General features: G+C 55.1%; 18 protein-coding genes. 1 reads left to right on the top strand and 17 read right to left on the bottom strand.

What is annotated here, in order from left to right; genetic code table 11:
* Positions 1-1,248, top strand: coding sequence for a glycosyltransferase (locus D8U60_RS10140; protein ID WP_130900038.1), 1,248 nt, complete (start codon positions 1-3; stop codon positions 1,246-1,248).
* Positions 1,249-1,388: 140 nt separating this feature from the next.
* Here D8U60_RS10140 and D8U60_RS10135 read toward each other — a convergent pair whose 3' ends face one another.
* The 17 genes from D8U60_RS10135 to serC form a co-directional block, all read right to left on the bottom strand.
* A complete protein-coding gene (locus D8U60_RS10135; protein ID WP_177435456.1) occupies positions 1,389-2,768 on the bottom strand; it encodes an FAD/NAD(P)-binding protein in 1,380 nt (459 codons plus the stop codon).
* A complete protein-coding gene (gene cysC / locus D8U60_RS10130; protein WP_130900036.1) occupies positions 2,765-3,358 on the bottom strand; it encodes an adenylyl-sulfate kinase in 594 nt (197 codons plus the stop codon). The genes D8U60_RS10135 and cysC overlap by 4 nt, the downstream gene beginning before the upstream one ends.
* 94 nt (positions 3,359-3,452) lie before the next feature.
* Positions 3,453-4,472 carry a glycosyltransferase family 4 protein gene (locus D8U60_RS10125; RefSeq protein WP_130900035.1) on the bottom strand — a complete coding sequence of 340 codons (1,020 nt, stop codon included), beginning with the start codon at positions 4,470-4,472 and terminating at the stop codon, positions 3,453-3,455.
* Positions 4,469-5,431 (bottom strand): SDR family oxidoreductase, encoded by a 963-nt coding sequence (locus tag D8U60_RS10120; RefSeq protein ID WP_130900034.1) that lies wholly within the window; start codon positions 5,429-5,431, stop codon positions 4,469-4,471. The genes D8U60_RS10125 and D8U60_RS10120 overlap by 4 nt, the downstream gene beginning before the upstream one ends.
* Positions 5,428-6,348, bottom strand: coding sequence for a glycosyltransferase (locus tag D8U60_RS10115; RefSeq protein ID WP_130900033.1), 921 nt, complete (start codon positions 6,346-6,348; stop codon positions 5,428-5,430). The genes D8U60_RS10120 and D8U60_RS10115 overlap by 4 nt, the downstream gene beginning before the upstream one ends.
* Before the next feature lie 55 nt (positions 6,349-6,403).
* Positions 6,404-7,294: a glucose-1-phosphate thymidylyltransferase RfbA gene (gene rfbA / locus D8U60_RS10110; RefSeq protein ID WP_130900032.1), complete on the bottom strand. Its 891-nt coding sequence runs from the start codon at positions 7,292-7,294 to the stop codon at positions 6,404-6,406.
* Entirely contained in the window at positions 7,291-8,184 is an 894-nt protein-coding gene (gene rfbD, locus D8U60_RS10105) for a dTDP-4-dehydrorhamnose reductase (RefSeq protein ID WP_130900031.1), read from the bottom strand. The genes rfbA and rfbD overlap by 4 nt, the downstream gene beginning before the upstream one ends.
* Positions 8,181-9,257 carry a dTDP-glucose 4,6-dehydratase gene (gene rfbB / locus D8U60_RS10100; protein WP_177435455.1) on the bottom strand — a complete coding sequence of 359 codons (1,077 nt, stop codon included), beginning with the start codon at positions 9,255-9,257 and terminating at the stop codon, positions 8,181-8,183. The genes rfbD and rfbB overlap by 4 nt, the downstream gene beginning before the upstream one ends.
* Positions 9,258-9,482: 225 nt before the next feature.
* The gene (locus D8U60_RS10095) at positions 9,483-9,722 is read right to left on the bottom strand and encodes a LapA family protein (protein WP_130900029.1); all 240 of its coding nucleotides are present in this window, start codon (positions 9,720-9,722) and stop codon (positions 9,483-9,485) included.
* 30 nt (positions 9,723-9,752) lie between these two features.
* On the bottom strand, positions 9,753-10,049 hold the full coding sequence (ihfB, locus tag D8U60_RS10090; RefSeq protein WP_003189779.1) for an integration host factor subunit beta: 297 nt from the start codon (positions 10,047-10,049) through the stop codon (positions 9,753-9,755).
* 153 nt (positions 10,050-10,202) lie between these two features.
* Positions 10,203-10,481 (bottom strand): hypothetical protein, encoded by a 279-nt coding sequence (locus D8U60_RS10085; RefSeq protein WP_073472356.1) that lies wholly within the window; start codon positions 10,479-10,481, stop codon positions 10,203-10,205.
* A 192-nt stretch (positions 10,482-10,673) separates the two neighbouring features.
* Positions 10,674-12,359: a 30S ribosomal protein S1 gene (gene rpsA, locus D8U60_RS10080; protein ID WP_016770920.1), complete on the bottom strand. Its 1,686-nt coding sequence runs from the start codon at positions 12,357-12,359 to the stop codon at positions 10,674-10,676.
* Between the two features lie 119 nt (positions 12,360-12,478).
* The gene (gene cmk, locus D8U60_RS10075) at positions 12,479-13,168 is read right to left on the bottom strand and encodes a (d)CMP kinase (RefSeq protein WP_130900028.1); all 690 of its coding nucleotides are present in this window, start codon (positions 13,166-13,168) and stop codon (positions 12,479-12,481) included.
* Positions 13,165-15,372: a bifunctional prephenate dehydrogenase/3-phosphoshikimate 1-carboxyvinyltransferase gene (locus D8U60_RS10070; RefSeq protein ID WP_241663533.1), complete on the bottom strand. Its 2,208-nt coding sequence runs from the start codon at positions 15,370-15,372 to the stop codon at positions 13,165-13,167. Before D8U60_RS10070 ends, cmk begins: the two co-directional genes overlap by 4 nt.
* A gap of 28 nt (positions 15,373-15,400) precedes the next feature.
* Positions 15,401-16,513 (bottom strand): histidinol-phosphate transaminase, encoded by a 1,113-nt coding sequence (gene hisC, locus D8U60_RS10065; protein ID WP_016770923.1) that lies wholly within the window; start codon positions 16,511-16,513, stop codon positions 15,401-15,403.
* 13 nt (positions 16,514-16,526) lie between these two features.
* Positions 16,527-17,621 (bottom strand): prephenate dehydratase, encoded by a 1,095-nt coding sequence (pheA, locus tag D8U60_RS10060; RefSeq protein ID WP_130900026.1) that lies wholly within the window; start codon positions 17,619-17,621, stop codon positions 16,527-16,529.
* Complete coding sequence (gene serC, locus D8U60_RS10055) at positions 17,621-18,706, bottom strand: 3-phosphoserine/phosphohydroxythreonine transaminase (RefSeq protein WP_038860448.1); 1,086 nt, start codon at positions 18,704-18,706, stop codon at positions 17,621-17,623. The genes pheA and serC overlap by 1 nt, the downstream gene beginning before the upstream one ends.
* Between the last annotated feature and the right edge of the window lie 146 nt (positions 18,707-18,852).

Here is an 18,852-nt window from a genome sequence, read left to right as displayed (position 1 = left end):
GTGAATACTCACTTGCTGGCTGCACAAATCAAAAAATCGTTGAACCATATAAGACAGGAAGGCGTGTCGTCATTCCTCAATATTCTGTCTCGGCGCATGAGAAGTTCGCGTTCGCTGTTTACCAAGCCTGACGTCATGCATGCTTATCGTTTCCTGAACTTTGCACCGGTCGTTCAACAGCCAGATGATGCTTTACGCAATGGCGCCAAAACCATTAATTGGTATATTCCGCCCATTGGCAAAGGCTCCGGGGGTCACCTCAATCTCTTCCGTTTTATGCAACACGTAGGGACGCAGGGGTTCACTAGTCGAGTTGTCATTGTGGAAGATGATGGTGAGCAATCTGTCGCCAAGACTCAGGCGAAGATTCGTTCCTGGTTTGGCATCGACAACCTTGAGGTCTACTTCATCAGCGAAGTGGTCCCCTCTGCTGCATTTTCTATCGCAACATCGTGGCAAACAGCTTATTCAGTTAAAAACATCGAAGCATCAACTCACAAATGCTATTTCGTTCAAGACTTTGAACCTTGGTTTTATCCGGCAGGGACAGAATATGCGTTGGCGGAGCAAACCTATCGGTTTGGCTTCCACGGTTTCACGGCCGGCAGTTGGCTGTCAACGCTGCTGACCAAGGAGTTCGGCATGTCGACTACTGCACTAGGCTTCTCATTTGACAGAGCGTTGTATAAACCCCATTCAAGACTCAACACGGCAACTACCCGCGTATTCTTTTACGTGCGACCTCCCACCGCACGCAGAGCTTTCGACCTTGGTGTACTGGTGCTCGCCGAACTGGCTCGACGAATTCCTAACTTGACGGTGGTGATGGCAGGCTGGGACGTTCATCATTACGCATTTCCTTTCTCCTGCGATCACGCAGGCTTGAAAAACCCTGATGAATTGGCCGAGTTGTACAGTTCCTGTGATGCAGCGCTCGTCCTGTCTATGACAAATCTTTCGCTCTTGCCACTAGAAATAATGGCCTGTGGCGTACCGGTTGTCAGTAACCGCGCGGACTGCACCGAATGGCTGCTTAACGACGACATCGCCATGCTCGCCACGCCAACCGTCAACGACTTGGCAGACGCGCTGGAACAAGTTCTTTGCTCATCAACATTGAGGGAGCAGATCAAGAAAAATGCGTTTGCCTTTACTGAGTCAGCGTCTTGGTCAGCTGAAGGGGACAAAATGGTGGGAGGACTTGAACAGATCCTTTCCCACTCGGCGATCATGACATCGCAAGAATAAGACACGCATTTAACGACAACTTGTCAAAGCATCCCTACTGCACAAATCGAAAAAAGCCCGTATTTGTAAAAGTACGGGCTTTTTTTTGGTGTTGGTACAAGTCGGCTGAAACGAGGTGAGGAATCCCCGGCAGGACCAACCTACTCGAGTCGCCGAAAACGCTCAGCAACTTGTCGTGCGAGCAAACGGGCATGATGTCGAAGTTCAGGCACTGCCGTTGCCTCCCAAAGCCCGGCTTTCAGCATGGGTCCGACGTAGCTCAACCACTGCTTACTCTCCCCCGCCGAGTTCAGGACTGAGTAATCTTTGCCGACATTTATACCGATACTCAATGGATCAGCGCAAACCATTGACTCGCCCGCCAGGTAAGAAATAAACGTATCAGAAATTCTGGTGATGTCCGTGCAAGGACCAGTGCAATTGATCACTTGGTCGAAGCGATACTCGAGAACGTCATGCTTGCCCCTTGATTTGATGCGCAAGGAAACACCATCCTGTTCGATGTTCGCAGACACTATTCGACCAGCAAGCGACTCAATTCTGGACGTGTCGAGCGCTTCTTGAAATACCTGGAATGTTTGAGGCGCCACCCGATGTCTGTAAACATCCCAATGCGGCTGCACATGACGAAGAAAACGCCGACGCTCAATAATTGGCAATCGATCCCACAACTCAGAGGTGATTGGCCTGAGTGCAGCAACTATTTCTCGCCAGTGCTCAGGGGATTGTGCGATCTCTTGTCGAACAAGTCTCACATAGCAAGCGATGGTTGGCGTTGCCGCCAGCATGTGATCACAGATAGTGGTTGTATAGCCACTCGCAGGCATTTTTTGACGATGATTGGTGGGTAATAACCCTCGACGCGAAAGCATTGTAATCCTGGCCTGAGGATTCGACTGTTGCAACGAAATGAAGGTATCAACTGCGGTCAGGCCGCTACCAATTAACAAGATGTGCTCAGCTTTCGAGCGCAAAGGCTGCTCTGCCGCGGACGACCATGGATCCTCCACATAACGCGCAGAACCTTTAAGCATCTGTAAGCCCGCCGGATTCGCGGGAGGGAAGTTACCGAAGGCCAAAACAACATGATCAGCCTCTAACTGCTCCCCTGTGTGCAAGTCAATCACGGCACCCGCATTACCGTACGCTGGTCGGATTGAATGTACTTCGCCCATGATGCTGACACATTGAACATTCGAAGTAGATTTCATTCCATCAAGTAGGTCATTGAGATAGGTCCCGTATATCTTGCGGGAAACAAAACTGCCTGAATGGGTCGCAGGATCAATTTTCTGGCAATAATCAAGAAAGGAGCCAGGCTCGTCTACCAGTGCTGACATATTGCCCGCAGGGACATTGAGCAGATGATCCGGACTATTGGTACCGTAGGCCAAACCACGCGCCATCTTGCCTGAACGATTGATGATCGTCAGTCGCGCACCTTGCGGCGCCGATTTCAAAAACTCGATCGCTGTAACCGTTCCGCTAAAGCCTGCCCCAATGATGACTAAATGCTTCACTTGGCATCCCAGTTTTTCAGGTATTCAATAACCACATCGACACTTTGATCGACAGATTGACTCAGGGTATCGATCGTAATATCAGGAGCACTGGGTTGCTCATAAGGGGAATCAATACCCGTAAAATTCTTGATCAGTCCTCGTCGTGCTTTGCTGTACAGCCCCTTGGGATCACGGCGCTCGCACTCGCTGAGCGGCGTGTTGATATACACCTCGATAAAACAGTCATCACCAATCACGCTACGCGCCAATGCTCGATCACGGTGAAAAGGTGAAATGAAAGAAGTAATAACGATCAGCCCGGCATCCACGAACAAATTTGCCACCTCGGCGACCCGCCGGATATTTTCCTCGCGATCACGATCACCGAAACCCAGATCCTTGCACAACCCCATGCGGACGTTATCACCGTCCAGCAGATAGGTATGGCACCCTTTTGCGACCAATCGTTGTTCGAGTGCATCAGCCAAGGACGACTTACCCGACCCGCTGAGCCCGGTAAGCCAGATCACGACAGGACGTTGATTTTTTTGTTCGCCACGAACTCTGCCTGTCGTTGAAATAGGCTGGCTGGTGAGGTTGTTTTTCATGGTTCTAGTCACTCTGGAGTTTTTATCATTAGCGGGTTAGCGCACCTACATCAGCCAACCAACACTGGAATGGCCGCACCAGGCGCCAGATCAATCACATACGCACGATTTTGGGACGACCGGCATTAAATGCAATTGCCATGAAACTCAACGGTACAAAAACGAGCAGCAGGCCATTCAACGCGTCTAGATATTTCAGCGCGACCAGTAGCGATATCGGCAGCAAAAACACAATATTGATAGTGACAACTGCAAGTGTCACTGGCTTGTGGCCGAAGCGCCTGGCCGCGTGTTGATAACCATGGCTGCTATGGGCCTCATAGATTTTTTCACCTCTGAATAAACGCCGTCCCAACGTCCACGTGGCGTCGACAATGAATATGGCCAAGAGAATGATCCAGCTCCATAACAGTTGCGGATTCTGCCACGCAGCTTCCAGCGTCATCGTGCCGAAGATCAATCCAAGGAAACCACTTCCCGCATCACCCATGAAAATTTTCGCCGGCGGAAAATTCCAGCATAAAAATCCAGCAACCGCTGCTGCCAATAACAGCGGCGACCAGGCAAGCGCCCCGTAACCGCCGACCCAATAAACTAGAGATATACCAAGGCAGACACTCACGGCTTCAGCGCTGGCCAACCCGTCGATGCCATCCATGAAATTATAAAGATTGAGCATCCAGACGAGGTACATCAGCGCGAACAAGCGGCCCGCCCAACCTAAATCAATTCGTGTATTGAAAATCTCAAGGGGTGCAAGACCTCCAAGCCAATACAACGCCCAGCAACCCGCTAAAAAATGTCCGATCAATCGCCACCTTGCCGGTATGTGGCCATGATCATCAGCGAAACCGATCACGGCCACCAAGAATCCCCCACCCAGCAATGCGTAAAGCGTAGTCAGACTCAAAATGTCCAACTGAGCCAGAACCGGCAAACCAGCTAGAAATGAAACAACAATCGCGACACCACCACCACGCGGGGTGGGTACGGAGTGCGCGCTGCGCTCGTTAGGAACATCCATCAAACTTCGCGAGAGCGCGTATCGCCGCAGGCATGCCGTAAGCAGCCAGGAAAGTGCGAATACCGACAATATCAGTCCGCCCACCATCATTTGGCACTCTCTTCCCTGTAGTAAATTGCCGTTTTACGTGCAGCAGTTTTCATTTTTTCTGGTGGTGTCCAATCGAGCAATTTACGAGTTTTTTCGATATCGACCTGAAGTGAACCGCAAATCCGTTGCGCCACATCACCCTTGCCAATCATTTGTGCGACAACTTTCAACACTGCCTGGGGAATAGGAATCAGACAGGACGATTTATTCAATGCTTCGGACAGTACGCGCAACAACTGAGTGGTAGAAACGTCCTCACCATCGCTGACCAAAAATACCTGTCCCGAGGCTGCCGGGTGGTCAATGCAGGTGACAACGAGGCTGAGTAGATTATCGAGTGTGACCAGACTACGTTGATTACGAATCGCTCCCAAGGGCAGCGGCAGACCTCTGTCCAACCAAACCAACATGCTTAGAAAATTGGCTTTTACGCCAGGACCATATACCAGCGGAGGGCGAATGATCACGATCTCCATGCCTGTATCGCGTCCTAACTGGGTCAAACCGACTTCAGCTTCATGCTTGGAGACGCCGTAAGGATCCAGCGGTCTAGCCTGGTCGTCAGCAGTAAACGGTTTCCCTTCATGAGTGCTTTCACCATTGACCTTGATCGAGCTGATGAAAATGAAGCGTTTGACCCCGGATTGAGCAGCACGCTGTGCCAACTTCAGCGTTCCTTGAACATTGACTTTACGAAATTCGGACAATGCGTTCTCAGACTGCGTGTGCAAAACATGCACACGAGCTGCCGCATGGACTACGACCTCTACATCATCCAAATCAAGTAAACATTGCTCATCAAGCAGATCGAAAGATTGCACCGGACACAATCCAATCAGCCGCGTCTGGCCACGGGCGGCGGCAATCGGACGGTAACGCCTGCCCAATAACAGGCGAAAAATCAAACCTTCACCGACAAACCCCGCGGCCCCTGTCACCAATACTTTTGCGCCGATCATTTGAAGAGCTTCCTTGCCGCCGTGACCCAGCAGATGCAAAAAAAGAGGAATTTATCGCGTCCCCGCCGTCGACAACGCCATGCGCTGAATGAAAGCCTCGTCAATTGAATGGGTCGAAGGGGTAACCATTTCTGGACGAATGGATCGGATTCCAGCCCCACCAAACGGACGATCATTTGCACTTGGCTAAACCACCAGCCATCGCGAATCGTTTTATATCGAGCGACCAAAGAGCTCAGACCTTTATTGGCACCTACTTGATTTCGCTCATGCTGACGGTAGTCCATTGAAGGTTTCGGATCGATGAACCAGCTGAAGCCATGACTTCTTGCATGCGCATAGCAATACCAGTCATGCAAAGTAACTGCATGCAACTGCTGCCAATCAACAAGTGTCGATTTCTTGAGCGATGAGGCAACGGCTTTATTCATCACATACGTGCAGCCGGGTCCCGCCGCCTCGAAAAGAAAATCCCAATCAACCTGGGGCTGCGCCTTATCCAGGACATGAGTGCGACCGTCCGGCCAAAACGCCCGAACATTGCTGGAATAGGCATCGACTTGCCGTGTTTGAATCGCATGTGTGGCACGCCAGAGTTTATCTGGATACCAAATGTCATCTTGATCGGCGAAAGAGACATAGTCATAAGGATCCAGATCGACGTCACGAATCAATCTGAAAAAATTGCGCGCGGCACCGCCAAATGTGCCTGCAGGAGGTAAAAGGTTGATGCGCTCTTCTCTGGCTGCGCTTTCGGAACACCATTGTTCGGTGCCGTCCGAGGAGGTGTCGATACTGATGTAGATGCAGACGTCGACAGCAGACTGGCCGAGGATCGAGGCTATTTGCTCCTCAATCCACTGCATACCATTGTAGGCAGCCAGCAAAACCGCAACCTTGGGATGTTTTACTGGCATGCAATTCCTGCTTGAACCGACTAAACATTACTGTTGGAACAACAGTGCTTACAAATCAGTGGGAAGGCGAGTCCAAAAGCTTCTGCAGGTACTGTCCGTAACCCGTTTTCTTCAGCGCATTGGCCTGTGTGCCCAACTGCTCGGAAGTGATCCAGCCATGGTGGTAAGCGATCTCTTCCAGGCAAGCGACCTTGAGACCCTGACGCTGCTCGATGGTATGCACAAAGTGACTGGCTTCAAGCAACGAGTCGTGAGTGCCGGTATCAAGCCAGGCAAAACCACGGCCAAGCATTTCAACATTCAGCGACTGACGCTCGAGATAAACTCGGTTGACATCGGTAATTTCCAGTTCACCACGCTCAGAAGGTTTGATGTTCTTGGCAATCTCGACAACTTCGTTGTCGTAGAAATACAGGCCGGTCACTGCGTAGTTCGACTTGGGCTTCGCCGGTTTCTCTTCAATACTGAGCGCGCGACCAGTGGAGTCGAATTCAACCACACCAAATCGCTCCGGATCGGAAACGTGATAACCGAAGACCGTCGCGCCGCTTTTTTGCTCGGTAGCGGAGCGCAGGTTGTCCGAGAAGTGCTGACCGTAGAAAATATTGTCGCCCAGAATCAGGCAGCACGGATCTTCGCCGATAAACTCTTCGCCGATGATAAAAGCCTGAGCCAGACCATCAGGACTAGGTTGCTCAGCGTACGTCAGCTCAATGCCGTAAAGACTGCCATCACCCAGCAATTTGCGAAACAGTGGCAGATCTTCAGGCGTTGAGATAATCAGAATTTCACGCATGCCGGCCAGCATCAGTACCGACAGCGGATAGAAGATCATTGGCTTGTCGTAGATCGGCAACATCTGCTTGGACACACCCAGAGTCAGTGGATGCAGACGTGTGCCGGAACCGCCAGCGAGGATAATGCCTTTACGATTTGTCGTAGTCATTTGTTCAGAACTTCCCTAAGCATTCGGGTTACACCACTTTGCCAATCCGGCAAGTGTAGAGAAAAATTGTCACGCAGTTTCTGAGTATCCAGACGGGAGTTCAGTGGGCGGCGTGCAGGTGTTGGATAGGCGACTGTTTCAATCGACTTGATTTCTTTGACCGCTAACGCTTCACCATTGGCTTTCGCAAAGTCGATCACATGACTGGCATAACCATGCCATGACACTTCGCCTGCGGCTGCAAGATGATAGAGACCTGCCAGCTCAGGACGCTGCAAGATGTGCTGAATAGCCAACGCTGTCACGTCGGCAATCAAATCTGCTCCAGTTGGCGCACCGATCTGGTCGGCAATGACGCTCAGCGTTTCGCGATCCTTGGCCAAGCGCAACATTGTTTTGGCGAAGTTATTACCACGTGCACCATAGACCCAACTCGTACGGAAGATCAGATACTTGCAATTGGATGCAATAATCGCTTGTTCACCCAGCAATTTGCTGGCGCCATAGTGATTAACGGGGGATACAACAGCCGTTTCACTCCAAGGCGTCGAACCTTCACCATTGAATACATAGTCGGTTGAGTAGTGCACCAGCCAAGCTTCGAGAGCTGCCGCTTCTTCAGCAAGAACCTGAGTTGCCCGACCGTTAACACGATCAGCCAACTCGGGTTCTGACTCAGCTTTATCCACGGCAGTATAAGCCGCTGCGTTCACAATAATCTGAGGGTTGATAAGCCTGATCGTCTTTCGCAATGCGTCGAGATCAGCTAAATCGCCGCACAAGTCATTGACCGTAGATCGATCCAAAGCTGTCAAATCACCAAGCGGGGCCAGGGAACGTTGAAGTTCCCAGCCCACCTGGCCATTTTTTCCTAAAAGAAGGATTTTCATTCTTTGTTCGAGCGATCCGCGTAATTCTGGTCGATCCACTGCTGGTAGCTACCGTTTTTCACGTGCTGAACCCACTCAGTATTGGTGAGGTACCATTCGACAGTTTTACGAATACCGGTTTCGAAAGTCTCTTCCGGCGTCCAGCCAAGTTCACGTTCGATCTTGCTCGCGTCGATCGCATAGCGTAGGTCGTGACCTGGGCGATCTTGCACATAAGTGATCAAGCTTGCGTGCGGACGGTGAGCAGAGTCAGGACGCAACTCGTCCAGCAGCGCGCAAAGGGTGTGCACCACTTCGATGTTTTGCTTTTCGTTATGACCGCCGATGTTGTAAGTCTCACCCAAAACACCCTCGGTGACGACCTTGTACAAGGCACGTGCGTGATCTTCAACATACAGCCAATCGCGAATTTGATCGCCCTTCCCGTAAACCGGGAGCGGCTTTCCTTCCAGTGCGTTGAGAATGATCAGAGGAATCAATTTCTCAGGGAAGTGGCAAGGGCCATAGTTGTTCGAGCAGTTAGTGACAAGCGTCGGCAAACCGTAAGTGCGCGCCCAAGCACGAACCAGGTGGTCGGAACTTGCCTTGCTGGCCGAGTACGGCGAGCTCGGTTGATACGGAGTGGTTTCAGTGAAGAGATCCTCCGGGCCTTCCAGATCACCATACACTTCGTCAGTGGAAATATGGTGAAAGCGGAAATTGGCCTTACGTGCGTCATCCATGGCCGCCCAATAGTGACGCGAGGCCTCCAACAGAGTGTAAGTGCCAATGATATTTGTCTGGATGAACTCGGACGGGCCAGAGATTGACCGGTCGACGTGCGATTCCGCTGCCAAATGCATGATGGCATCCGGCTGGTGCTCACGCAGGACGCGATCAATTTGTTCGCGATCGCAGATATCAACGCGTTCGAACGCATAACGCGAGTTCTGACTGACTTCAGCCAAAGACTCCAGGTTACCGGCGTAAGTCAACTTGTCGACGTTAACGACAGAGTCAGTAGTATTGGAGATGATGTGACGGATGACTGCCGAGCCGATAAACCCGGCGCCGCCGGTAACTAGAATTTTCACGCGAAACCATACCCTTGAGTTGCTGACAGTGTCACCAACGAGCACCGTCTAATCCATGAATACAAAAACCGCAGGAAAGCAGGCTTCTGTCAGAGTCTGTCTGAATCGATGTGTAAACATGCCACTATCGAACAACCGCAGCATTTTACAGCTTAATGAGCGTTTTACTAATGGATATAGATAAACTGTGGTGCAAATCGATTTACGCGTCGCACCAACCGTGGGTTACGCCAGACGTTTGCGCGCTGCTCGATTCGAACGCCCACGAAACCAGCCAATAATTGGACCAATCAGCATGCCGATAAGCAAAGCTACAAGCGCGACGAGCGAAACAGGCAGTTGAGGCCCCGACCACCCCAGAAACATCAGCGCGACCGACTGCTGGTTTTCAAGGATAAAAGCCAGAACAACCAGTACCAGCAGCAATACAAAAACACCGAGAAGAATGCGCTTGAGGTTACGCACGCGCGCCTCCTTGATAATTCAGAGCGAAGATCAAACCCCCTCCTCCTCTTCTTCGTTCACACGATCGCGCAGTTCTTTACCTGGCTTGAAATGCGGAACGAATTTACCGTCCAGACTGACAGATTGGCCGGTCTTTGGATTGCGGCCCACGCGCGGAGCGCGGTAGTGCAGGGAGAAGCTGCCGAAACCACGGATCTCGATACGATCACCGGTGGCGAGGCACTGAGACATTTGTTCAAGCATGGTCTTGATGGCCAGCTCCACATCCTTGGATGAGAGTAGCCCTTGATGGGTGACAATTCGTTCGATCAACTCCGACTTCGTCATATTTTTCCCTTCTTTTTCAAGCAGCTAGATCAGCGCTTGAAAGGTTTTAGCATGCCCGGAAGATTTTGAACAGCCCAGGGATTGACATATCTTTCCCGGGGTCAAAACGCCCATTTTCAGGGCATCCCATTGGCGAGTCAGATCTCTACAAGCCTAACGACACATCACCAGCATGGTCCGGGTGACGAAGCCTGCCGGGTTAAAGCCAAACGGGTATTCGTCTTCATCTTTGGCATCATCAGAACGGGTGATAACCTTATAGCCCTTGCCTTTACACTCCTTCGCTGCACGCTTCTGGCACTTTTCCCAACCGGAACCCAACCCGGAGCAATCGACCTCGATACCACTGACGCCGCGCACCGCATGGGTTTTCGCACTGGTGGTGCACCCTGCCAGCGCCAAGACCACTGCAACAACAAATAACTTGTTCATCCACTTCCTTATGCCAGGCAAGCCTGACGACTAATGCTCAAGATCAAGCTTAGTCGCCAATAGGCGATTGATCCGATTAAAGAAACAGACCCGCAGCCGAAGCCATTGGTTTCATGCACGGACGTACAAAGACCGAATCGCAGGCACAAAAAAGGGCGACCGAAGTCGCCCTTTTTAATGATCAAGCAGAACTTAGTTCTGTTTGGCCATTGCTTGACGCAGCAGTGCCGCCATAGTGGTGTCAGCTGCTTCACCTTCCGGAGCTGCTTTCAGGCTCTGGATGGCTTCTTTCTCTTCAGCATCGTCTTTCGACTTGATCGAGAGCTGGATTACGCGGCTCTTGCGATCAACGCTGATGATCTTGGCTTCAACTTCCTGGCCTTCTTTCAGAACGTTGCGCGCGTCTTCAACGCGGTCACGGCTGATTTCGGAGGCTTTCAGGGTAGCTTCGATGTCGTCGGCCAGAACGATGATGGCGCCTTTGGCGTCAACTTCTTTCACGGTACCGGTCACGATAGCGCCCTTGTCGTTAACCGAGACGTACTCGGAGAACGGATCGCTTTCCAGTTGCTTGATGCCCAGGGAGATGCGCTCGCGCTCTGGGTCAACCGACAGGATGACGGTGTCCAGCTCGTCGCCCTTCTTGAAACGACGTACGGCTTCTTCGCCCACTTCGTTCCAGGAGATGTCGGACAGGTGAACCAGACCGTCGATGCCGCCGTCCAGACCAATGAAGATACCGAAATCGGTGATCGACTTGATGGTGCCGGAGATCTTGTCGCCCTTGTTGAACTGGCCAGAGAAGTCTTCCCATGGGTTCGACTTGCACTGCTTGATGCCCAGGGAGATACGACGACGCTCTTCGTCGATGTCCAGAACCATGACTTCCACTTCGTCGCCGACTTGTACGACTTTCGAAGGGTGGATGTTCTTGTTGGTCCAGTCCATTTCCGAAACGTGTACCAGACCTTCAACGCCTTCTTCCAGCTCAGCGAAGCAGCCGTAGTCGGTCAGGTTGGTAACACGAGCGGTAACGCGAGTGCCTTCTGGGTAACGGGCTTTGATAGCAACCCATGGATCTTCGCCCAGTTGCTTCAGGCCCAGGGAAACACGGTTGCGTTCGCGATCGTATTTCAGAACCTTGACGTCGATTTCGTCACCAACGTTGACGATCTCGGAAGGATGCTTGATGCGCTTCCAGGCCATGTCGGTGATGTGCAGCAGGCCGTCCACGCCACCCAGATCGACGAATGCGCCGTAATCGGTGAGGTTTTTGACGATACCTTTGACTTGCTGGCCTTCCTGCAGGGATTCCAGCAGAGCTTCACGCTCGGCGGAGTTCTCGGCTTCGAGGACGCTGCGACGGGAAACGACAACGTTGTTGCGCTTCTGGTCCAGCTTGATGACCTTGAATTCCAGCTCTTTGCCTTCCAGGTGCGTGGTGTCGCGCACTGGACGGACGTCAACCAGGGAACCTGGCAGGAACGCACGGATGCCGTTAACGTCGACAGTGAAGCCGCCTTTAACCTTACCGTTGATAACGCCCTTGACCACTTCCTCGGCTGCGAAGGCTGCTTCCAGAACGATCCAGCATTCAGCGCGCTTGGCTTTTTCACGGGACAGCTTGGTTTCGCCAAAGCCGTCTTCAACCGAATCCAGAGCAACGTGAACTTCATCACCAACGTTGATGTTCAGTTCGCCAGCATCGTTGTAGAACTGCTCAAGCGGGATGAGTGCTTCAGACTTCAGACCAGCGTGAACGGTTACCCAGCGAGCCTGGTAATCGATATCAACGATAACACCGGTGATGATGGAGCCTGCCTGAAGGTTCAGGGTTTTCAGGCTTTCTTCAAAGAGTTCCGCAAAGCTTTCGCTCATTTTAATTCCTGTAGATGAGGGCGAAGTAAACGCCCATCTCCACACCCCAGACGGTGTGGGTTAGTTTCATTTAAAAGAAGCACCGCAGGACTATGACTGGTCCCCTGCGGCCTTCTTAGTCACCCGGCGATATCGCGAATGGCGATCTCGCTCATGATGCGTTCAAGCACCTGATCGATGGAAAGCTCCGTTGAATCCAGCTGAATCGCGTCGGCCGCCGGCTTGAGCGGGGCTACTGCGCGCTGGATGTCACGCTCATCGCGTGCACGGATCTCATCTAGCAGACTCGACAGACTAACACCCTCGACTTTGCCCTTCAACTGCAAATATCGACGGCGCGCCCGCTCCTCGGCACTGGCGGTGAGGAAAATCTTCAGCGGTGCATCCGGAAAAACCACCGTACCCATGTCGCGGCCGTCGGCCACCAGGCCCGGCGCTTCCTGGAAAGCACGCTGGCGCTGCAGCAGCGCCTCACGCACAGCGGGCAGCGCAGCCACTTGCGAAGCGCCTGAACCGACGCTTTCGGTGCGAATGACATCGCTGACTTCGTCGCCTTCCAGAATAATCCGCTGCAGTTGACCTTCGGTCGCGGCGATGAACTGTACATCCAGATGAGCGGCCAATGTTTTCAGCAGCTCTTCATTGGTCAGGTCGACGCCATGGTTGTGCGCAGCAAACGCGAGCAAGCGATAAAGCGCACCGGAATCCAGCAGGTTCCAGCCCAGACGCTTGGCCAGAATCCCGGCGACCGTGCCTTTGCCGGAGCCGCTTGGCCCATCGATGGTGATGACCGGTGCAATGTTTTTCACGACTGAGCCTCTTGTGCCACACGAATGCCGACTTGCCCGCACAGCGCGAGGAAGTTGGGGAACGAGGTCGCGACGTTGGCGCAATCGTGGATGCGGATCGGTGCGGTAGCGCGCAACGAGGCAACGCTGAAGGCCATGGCGATACGGTGATCGCCGTGACCATGCACTTCGCCGCCGCCGATCTGGCCGCCGTCGATGATGATGCCGTCCGGGGTCGGTTCGCACTTGACGCCCAGCGCCAGCAAACCGTCCGCCATGACCTGAATCCGGTCGGATTCCTTGACCCGCAGCTCTTCGGCTCCGGTGAGCACGGTACGCCCTTCGGCGCACGCAGCCGCAACGAACAGGACCGGGAATTCGTCGATCGCCAGCGGCACCAGTTCTTCCGGAATCTCGATACCCTTGAGTTTAGCTGCCCGCACGCGCAAGTCAGCCACTGGCTCGCCACCGACTTCGCGCTGGTTTTCCAGAGTGATATCGGCACCCATCAGGCGCAGGATATCGATCACGCCAGTACGGGTCGGGTTGATGCCGACGTGCTCCAGCACCAGCTCGGAACCCTCGGCGATCGAGGCTGCAACCAGGAAGAACGCCGACGACGAGATATCGCCCGGCACTTCGATGTGAGTCGCGGTGAGCTTGCCGCCGGACTCGACCGAAGCCGTGGCGCCGTCAACGCTGACCGGGTAGCCGAAGCCACGCAGCATGCGCTCGGTGTGATCGCGGGTCGGTGCCGGCTCGGTAACGGTGGTCTTGCCTTCGGCATACAGACCGGCGAGCAGCAGACAGGATTTCACCTGGGCACTGGCCATCGGCATGGTGTAGGTCAGGCCTTTGAGCTTGTGACCACCGCGAATGGTCATCGGTGGACGACCTTCAGCAGCGGTCTCGATGACCGCACCCATTTCCCGCAGCGGATTGGCCACGCGATTCATCGGACGCTTGGACAGCGAAGCGTCGCCGGTCAGGGTGCTGTCGAAGTTCTGCGCCGCCAGCAGGCCGGAGAGCAGACGCATCGAGGTGCCGGAGTTGCCCAGGTAGATCGGGCCAGGCGCAGGTTTCAGGCCGTGCAGGCCGACACCGTGAATGGTCACGCGGCCGTGGTGCGGACCTTCGATGACCACGCCCATGTCGCGAAACGCCTGCAAGGTCGCCAGGGCGTCTTCGCCCTCAAGGAAGCCTTCGACTTCGGTGACGCCTTCGGCCAGCGAGCCGAGCATGATCGAACGGTGGGAAATCGATTTGTCACCCGGTACGCGAATCCGACCGGACAGGCGGCCACCAGGTTGAGCCAGGAAGATCAGATCGTTGGAATTCATAGCGTCCACATAGGCCCTGCGGGCCAGGATTTTACTGAAATGCTCGCGGGCAACCCGGGCGCGCGTGAAAACGCCCAACAATTGGTGCCCATCCCCTGCATCGACCGCGTCGCGCAAGGCGTCGAGGTCGCTGCGAAATGTATCGAGTGTGCGCAGGACAGCCTCGCGGTTGGCGAGGAAGATGTCGTGCCACATCACCGGGTCGCTTCCGGCGATTCTTGTGAAATCGCGAAAACCACCGGCAGCGTAACGGAAGATCTCCAGATTTTCATTGCGCTTGGCCAATGAATCGACCAGACCGAAGGCCAGCAGGTGCGGCAGATGGCTGGTCGCGGCAAGCACTTCATCGTGACGCTCGACCTGCATGTGCTCGACATCGGCGCCCAGTTCGCGCCAGAGACGATCGACCACCGCCAGCGCGGCAGGATCGGTCTGCTCGAGCGGCGTCAGGATCACCTTGTGCCGGCGGAACAGCTCGGCATTCGAGGCTTCCACCCCGCTCTGCTCGGAACCGGCAATCGGGTGCCCCGGGACGAAGCGCGCCGGCATGCCGCCGAACGCTTCAGTCGCGGCGCGCACCACGTTGCCTTTGGCACTACCGACATCCGTGAGAATCGCCTGCCCCAGATCCATGACAGCCAGACGCGCGAGCAGCTTTTCCATGGCCAGAATCGGCACCGCCAGCTGAATCACATCGGCACCGACGCAAGCCGCCGCCAAGTCGTCTTCACAGCGATCGACCACACCCAATTCGACCGCGAGCCTGCGCGATTGCGGGTCGAGATCGACGCCGACCACTTCACGGCACAGGCCGCTTTCACGCAAACCCTTGGCAAACGAACCACCGATCAACCCCAGACCGACCACCACAAGGCGACCGATCATAGATGCAGCAGGTTGCAGCGCAGTGACATCAACCACGAGCCAGAACCTTGCGCAGCGCCTCGAGGAAACGGCTGTTTTCTGCCGGCAGACCGATGGTCACCCGCAGGTGGTTCGGCATGCCGTAATTGGCCACCGGACGCACGATCACGCCTTCGCGCAGCAAGCCCTGGAAAATTGGCGCCGCCACCTGGCCGAGATCGACGCAGATGAAGTTGCCTTTGGATTCGATCCAGCCCAGCCCCAGCTCACGGAAACCGGCCTGCAACTGCTGCATGCCGGATTCGTTGAGCTGACGGCTTTGCGCCAGATATTCCTCGTCCTTCAGCGCCGCACACGCCGCCGCCAACGCGAGGCTGTTGACGTTGAATGGCTGACGAACGCGGTTCAGCACGTCCGCCACCACAGGTGTCGACAAGCCATAACCGACGCGCAGCGCGGCCAGGCCATAGGCCTTGGAGAAGGTGCGCGACACCAGCAGGTTCGGGTAGGCGGCGAGGAAGTCGAGACCGTCCGGCAAATCACTGCCTTCGGCGTACTCGATATAAGCCTCGTCGAGGACTACCAGCACATGCTCGGGAACGTCCTGCAGGAATTCGTCCAGCGCTTCGGCGCCGAACCAGGTGCCGGTCGGGTTGTTCGGGTTGGCGATAAACACCACGCGGGTGTTGGCATCGATGGCCGCAAGCATCGCCGGCAGGTCATGGCCCCAGTCTTTGGCTGGAACGACTTTGGCTTGTGCGCCGACAGCTTGAGTCGCGATCGGATACACCGCGAAGGCGTGCTCACTGAACACCGCATTCAGGCCCGGCGCCAGATAGGCACGCGCAACCAGCTCAAGAATGTCGTTGGAGCCATTGCCCAGCGTGACCTGGTTCAGCTCGACGCGGCACTGCTCGGCGAGCAGCGACTTCAGGGCGAAACCATTGCCGTCCGGGTAGCGGGTCAGCTCGGCCAGCTCTTCGCGGATCGCCGCCAATGCCTTCGGGCTGGCGCCCAATGGGTTTTCGTTGCTCGCCAGTTTGACGATTTTTGCCGGATCCAGATCCAGCTCGCGCGCCAGTTCGTCCACAGGCTTGCCCGGAACGTACGGCGAAAGTTGTTGCACGCCCGGCTGTGCCAGAGCGAGGAAGTTGCCACTCATTTGCTACCGCCCCTTAGAGAACTGCTTTCGGGTAGGAACCCAGCACTTTGAGTGCTACTGCTTCCTGACTGATCTTTTCCAGCACACCTTTGATCCACGGATCACGGTGGTGGCCGACGAAGTCGATGAAGAACACGTAAGTCCATTTACCGCTGCGCGACGGACGGGTTTCGATGCGGGTCAGGTCGATGCCATTGTCATGGAACGGCACCAGCAGCTCGTGGAGCGCGCCGGGCTTGTTGCTCATCGACACGATGATCGAGGTCTTGTCGTCGCCGGTCGGCGGCACTTCCTGGTTACCGATCATCAGGAAGCGCGTCGAGTTGTCCGGGCGATCTTCGATCTTCTCGGCCAGGCGCGTCAGGCCATACAGCCCTGCCGCCATGTCACCAGCGATCGCTGCCGAATTCCACTCACCCTTGACCCGCTTGGCCGCTTCGGCGTTGCTCGACACCGCGACGCGTTCGACATTCGGGTAATGCGCGTCCAGCCACTTGCGGCACTGAGCCAGCGACTGCGCGTGGGAATAGATGCGGCTGATGCTGTCGGTCTTGGTGTTTTCGCCGACCAGCAGATGATGGTGGATGCGCAACTCGACTTCGCCACAGATCACCATGTCGTGCTCGAGGAAGCTGTCCAGCGTGTGGTTGACCGCGCCTTCGGTGGAGTTTTCCACCGGCACCACGCCGAAATTCACCGCACCGGCGGCGACTTCGCGGAACACTTCGTCGATTGCCGCCATCGGCTTGCTGATCACCGCGTGACCGAAGTGTTTCATCGCTGCCGCTTGGGTGAAGGTACCTTCAGGGCCGAGGTAGGCCACTTTCAGGGGCTGCTCCAGCGCCAGGCACGACGACATGATTTCGCGGAACAGCCGCGCCATTTCTTCGTTGCCCAGTGGCCCCTGGTTGCGCTCCATCACACGCTTGAGCACCTGAGCTTCGCGCTCGGGACGATAGAACACCGGCACTTCGCCTTCGGCCAGCGAGGCCATCTTCACGCGGGCGACTTCCTGGGCGCAACGCGCACGCTCACTGATCAGCTCGAGGACTTTGGTGTCCAGAGCGTCGATGCGAACGCGCAGTGCCTTGAGTTCTTGCTCGGACATCAGCCGTGTTCCTTCTCGAATTCCGCCATGTACGCCACCAGCGCGTTAACTGCGGTGATGTCGACGGCGTTGTAGATGGAGGCGCGCATGCCGCCCACCGAACGGTGACCCTTGAGGTTGAGCAGACCGCGCTCGTCGGCACCAGCGAGAAACGGCTTGTCCAGACGATCGTCAGCGAGACGGAACGGTACATTCATCCACGAGCGATCCGACTTGTTGATCGGGTTGCTGTAGAGGCCGCTGGCATCGATGAAGTCGTACAGGGTGCGCTGCTTGACGTCGTTGAGCTTGGCAATCGCTTCGACGCCGCCCTGCTCTTTCAGCCATTGGAACACCAGACCGGACAGGTACCAGGCCAGCGTCGGCGGGGTGTTGTACATCGAACCGTTATCAGCTGCGACCTTGTAATTAAGCATGGTCGGGCACAGCGAGCGGGCCTTGCCCAACAGGTCTTCGCGGATGATGTTGACGACGATGCCGCTCGGGCCAATGTTCTTCTGCGCGCCAGCGTAGATCATGCCGAAACGCGAAATATCGACTGGGCGCGAGAGGATGTCCGAAGACATGTCGGCGACCAGCGGCACGTCACCGGTTTGCGGGATCCACTGGAATTCCAGACCGCCGATGGTTTCGTTCGGCGCGTAGTGAACGTAAGCGGCGTCTTTCGACAGATTCCACTCGTTCTGGCCGGGGATGGCGAAATAGTCGTAAGGCTTGGCAGTGGCAGCAACGTTGACGTGGCCATAGCGCGAGGCTTCTTCGATGGCTTTCTGCGACCAGATACCGGTGTCGATGTAGTCGGCCGAGCCACCTTCAGGCAACAGGTTCAGCGGGATCTGCGCGAACTGCTGGCTGGCGCCGCCCTGCAGAAACAGCACTTTGTAGTTCGACGGGATATTCAGCAGGTCACGCAGATCCTGCTCGGCCTGGGTGGCGATGGACACGAACTCATCGCTGCGATGGCTCATTTCCATGACCGACAGACCCTTGCCGTGCCAATCAAGGAGTTCACCCTGGGCGCGCTGCAGGACAGCTTCAGGCAGCGCCGCCGGACCGGCGCAGAAGTTATAGGCTCGCTTGCTCACATCCAATCTCGCTCTGATTTGGTGGTCACTTGAATCTTTTGGTTTGCGACTGATCGTTCCCAGCGGCATTCCCACGCAGAGCGTGGGAACGATCATCCGCAGTGTTGCAAATTTTCATACCGGACAAATAACAAGGGGGCGAATTC

Origin of the sequence: Pseudomonas sp. Sample_11, assembly GCF_004307505.1 — a bacterium.
GTDB lineage: Bacteria > Pseudomonadota > Gammaproteobacteria > Pseudomonadales > Pseudomonadaceae > Aquipseudomonas > Aquipseudomonas atacamensis.
Note: the sequence above shows the minus strand (reverse complement) of the source record. Positions and strands in the feature narration are given on the sequence as shown.

Coding starts and splice junctions, on each gene's coding strand:
- D8U60_RS10125 (WP_130900035.1), bottom strand. CDS start 4,472: ATGATGGTGGGCGGACTGATATTGTCGGTATTCGCACTTTCCTGGCTG.
- cysC (WP_130900036.1), bottom strand. CDS start 3,358: ATGAAAAACAACCTCACCAGCCAGCCTATTTCAACGACAGGCAGAGTT.
- D8U60_RS10070 (WP_241663533.1), bottom strand. CDS start 15,372: ATGATCGGTCGCCTTGTGGTGGTCGGTCTGGGGTTGATCGGTGGTTCG.
- ihfB (WP_003189779.1), bottom strand. CDS start 10,049: ATGACGAAGTCGGAGTTGATCGAACGAATTGTCACCCATCAAGGGCTA.
- D8U60_RS10120 (WP_130900034.1), bottom strand. CDS start 5,431: ATGATCGGCGCAAAAGTATTGGTGACAGGGGCCGCGGGGTTTGTCGGT.
- D8U60_RS10115 (WP_130900033.1), bottom strand. CDS start 6,348: ATGCCAGTAAAACATCCCAAGGTTGCGGTTTTGCTGGCTGCCTACAAT.
- rpsA (WP_016770920.1), bottom strand. CDS start 12,359: ATGAGCGAAAGCTTTGCGGAACTCTTTGAAGAAAGCCTGAAAACCCTG.
- rfbA (WP_130900032.1), bottom strand. CDS start 7,294: ATGACTACGACAAATCGTAAAGGCATTATCCTCGCTGGCGGTTCCGGC.
- hisC (WP_016770923.1), bottom strand. CDS start 16,513: ATGAGTGGCAACTTCCTCGCTCTGGCACAGCCGGGCGTGCAACAACTT.
- D8U60_RS10085 (WP_073472356.1), bottom strand. CDS start 10,481: ATGAACAAGTTATTTGTTGTTGCAGTGGTCTTGGCGCTGGCAGGGTGC.
- pheA (WP_130900026.1), bottom strand. CDS start 17,621: ATGTCCGAGCAAGAACTCAAGGCACTGCGCGTTCGCATCGACGCTCTG.
- rfbD (WP_130900031.1), bottom strand. CDS start 8,184: ATGAAAATCCTTCTTTTAGGAAAAAATGGCCAGGTGGGCTGGGAACTT.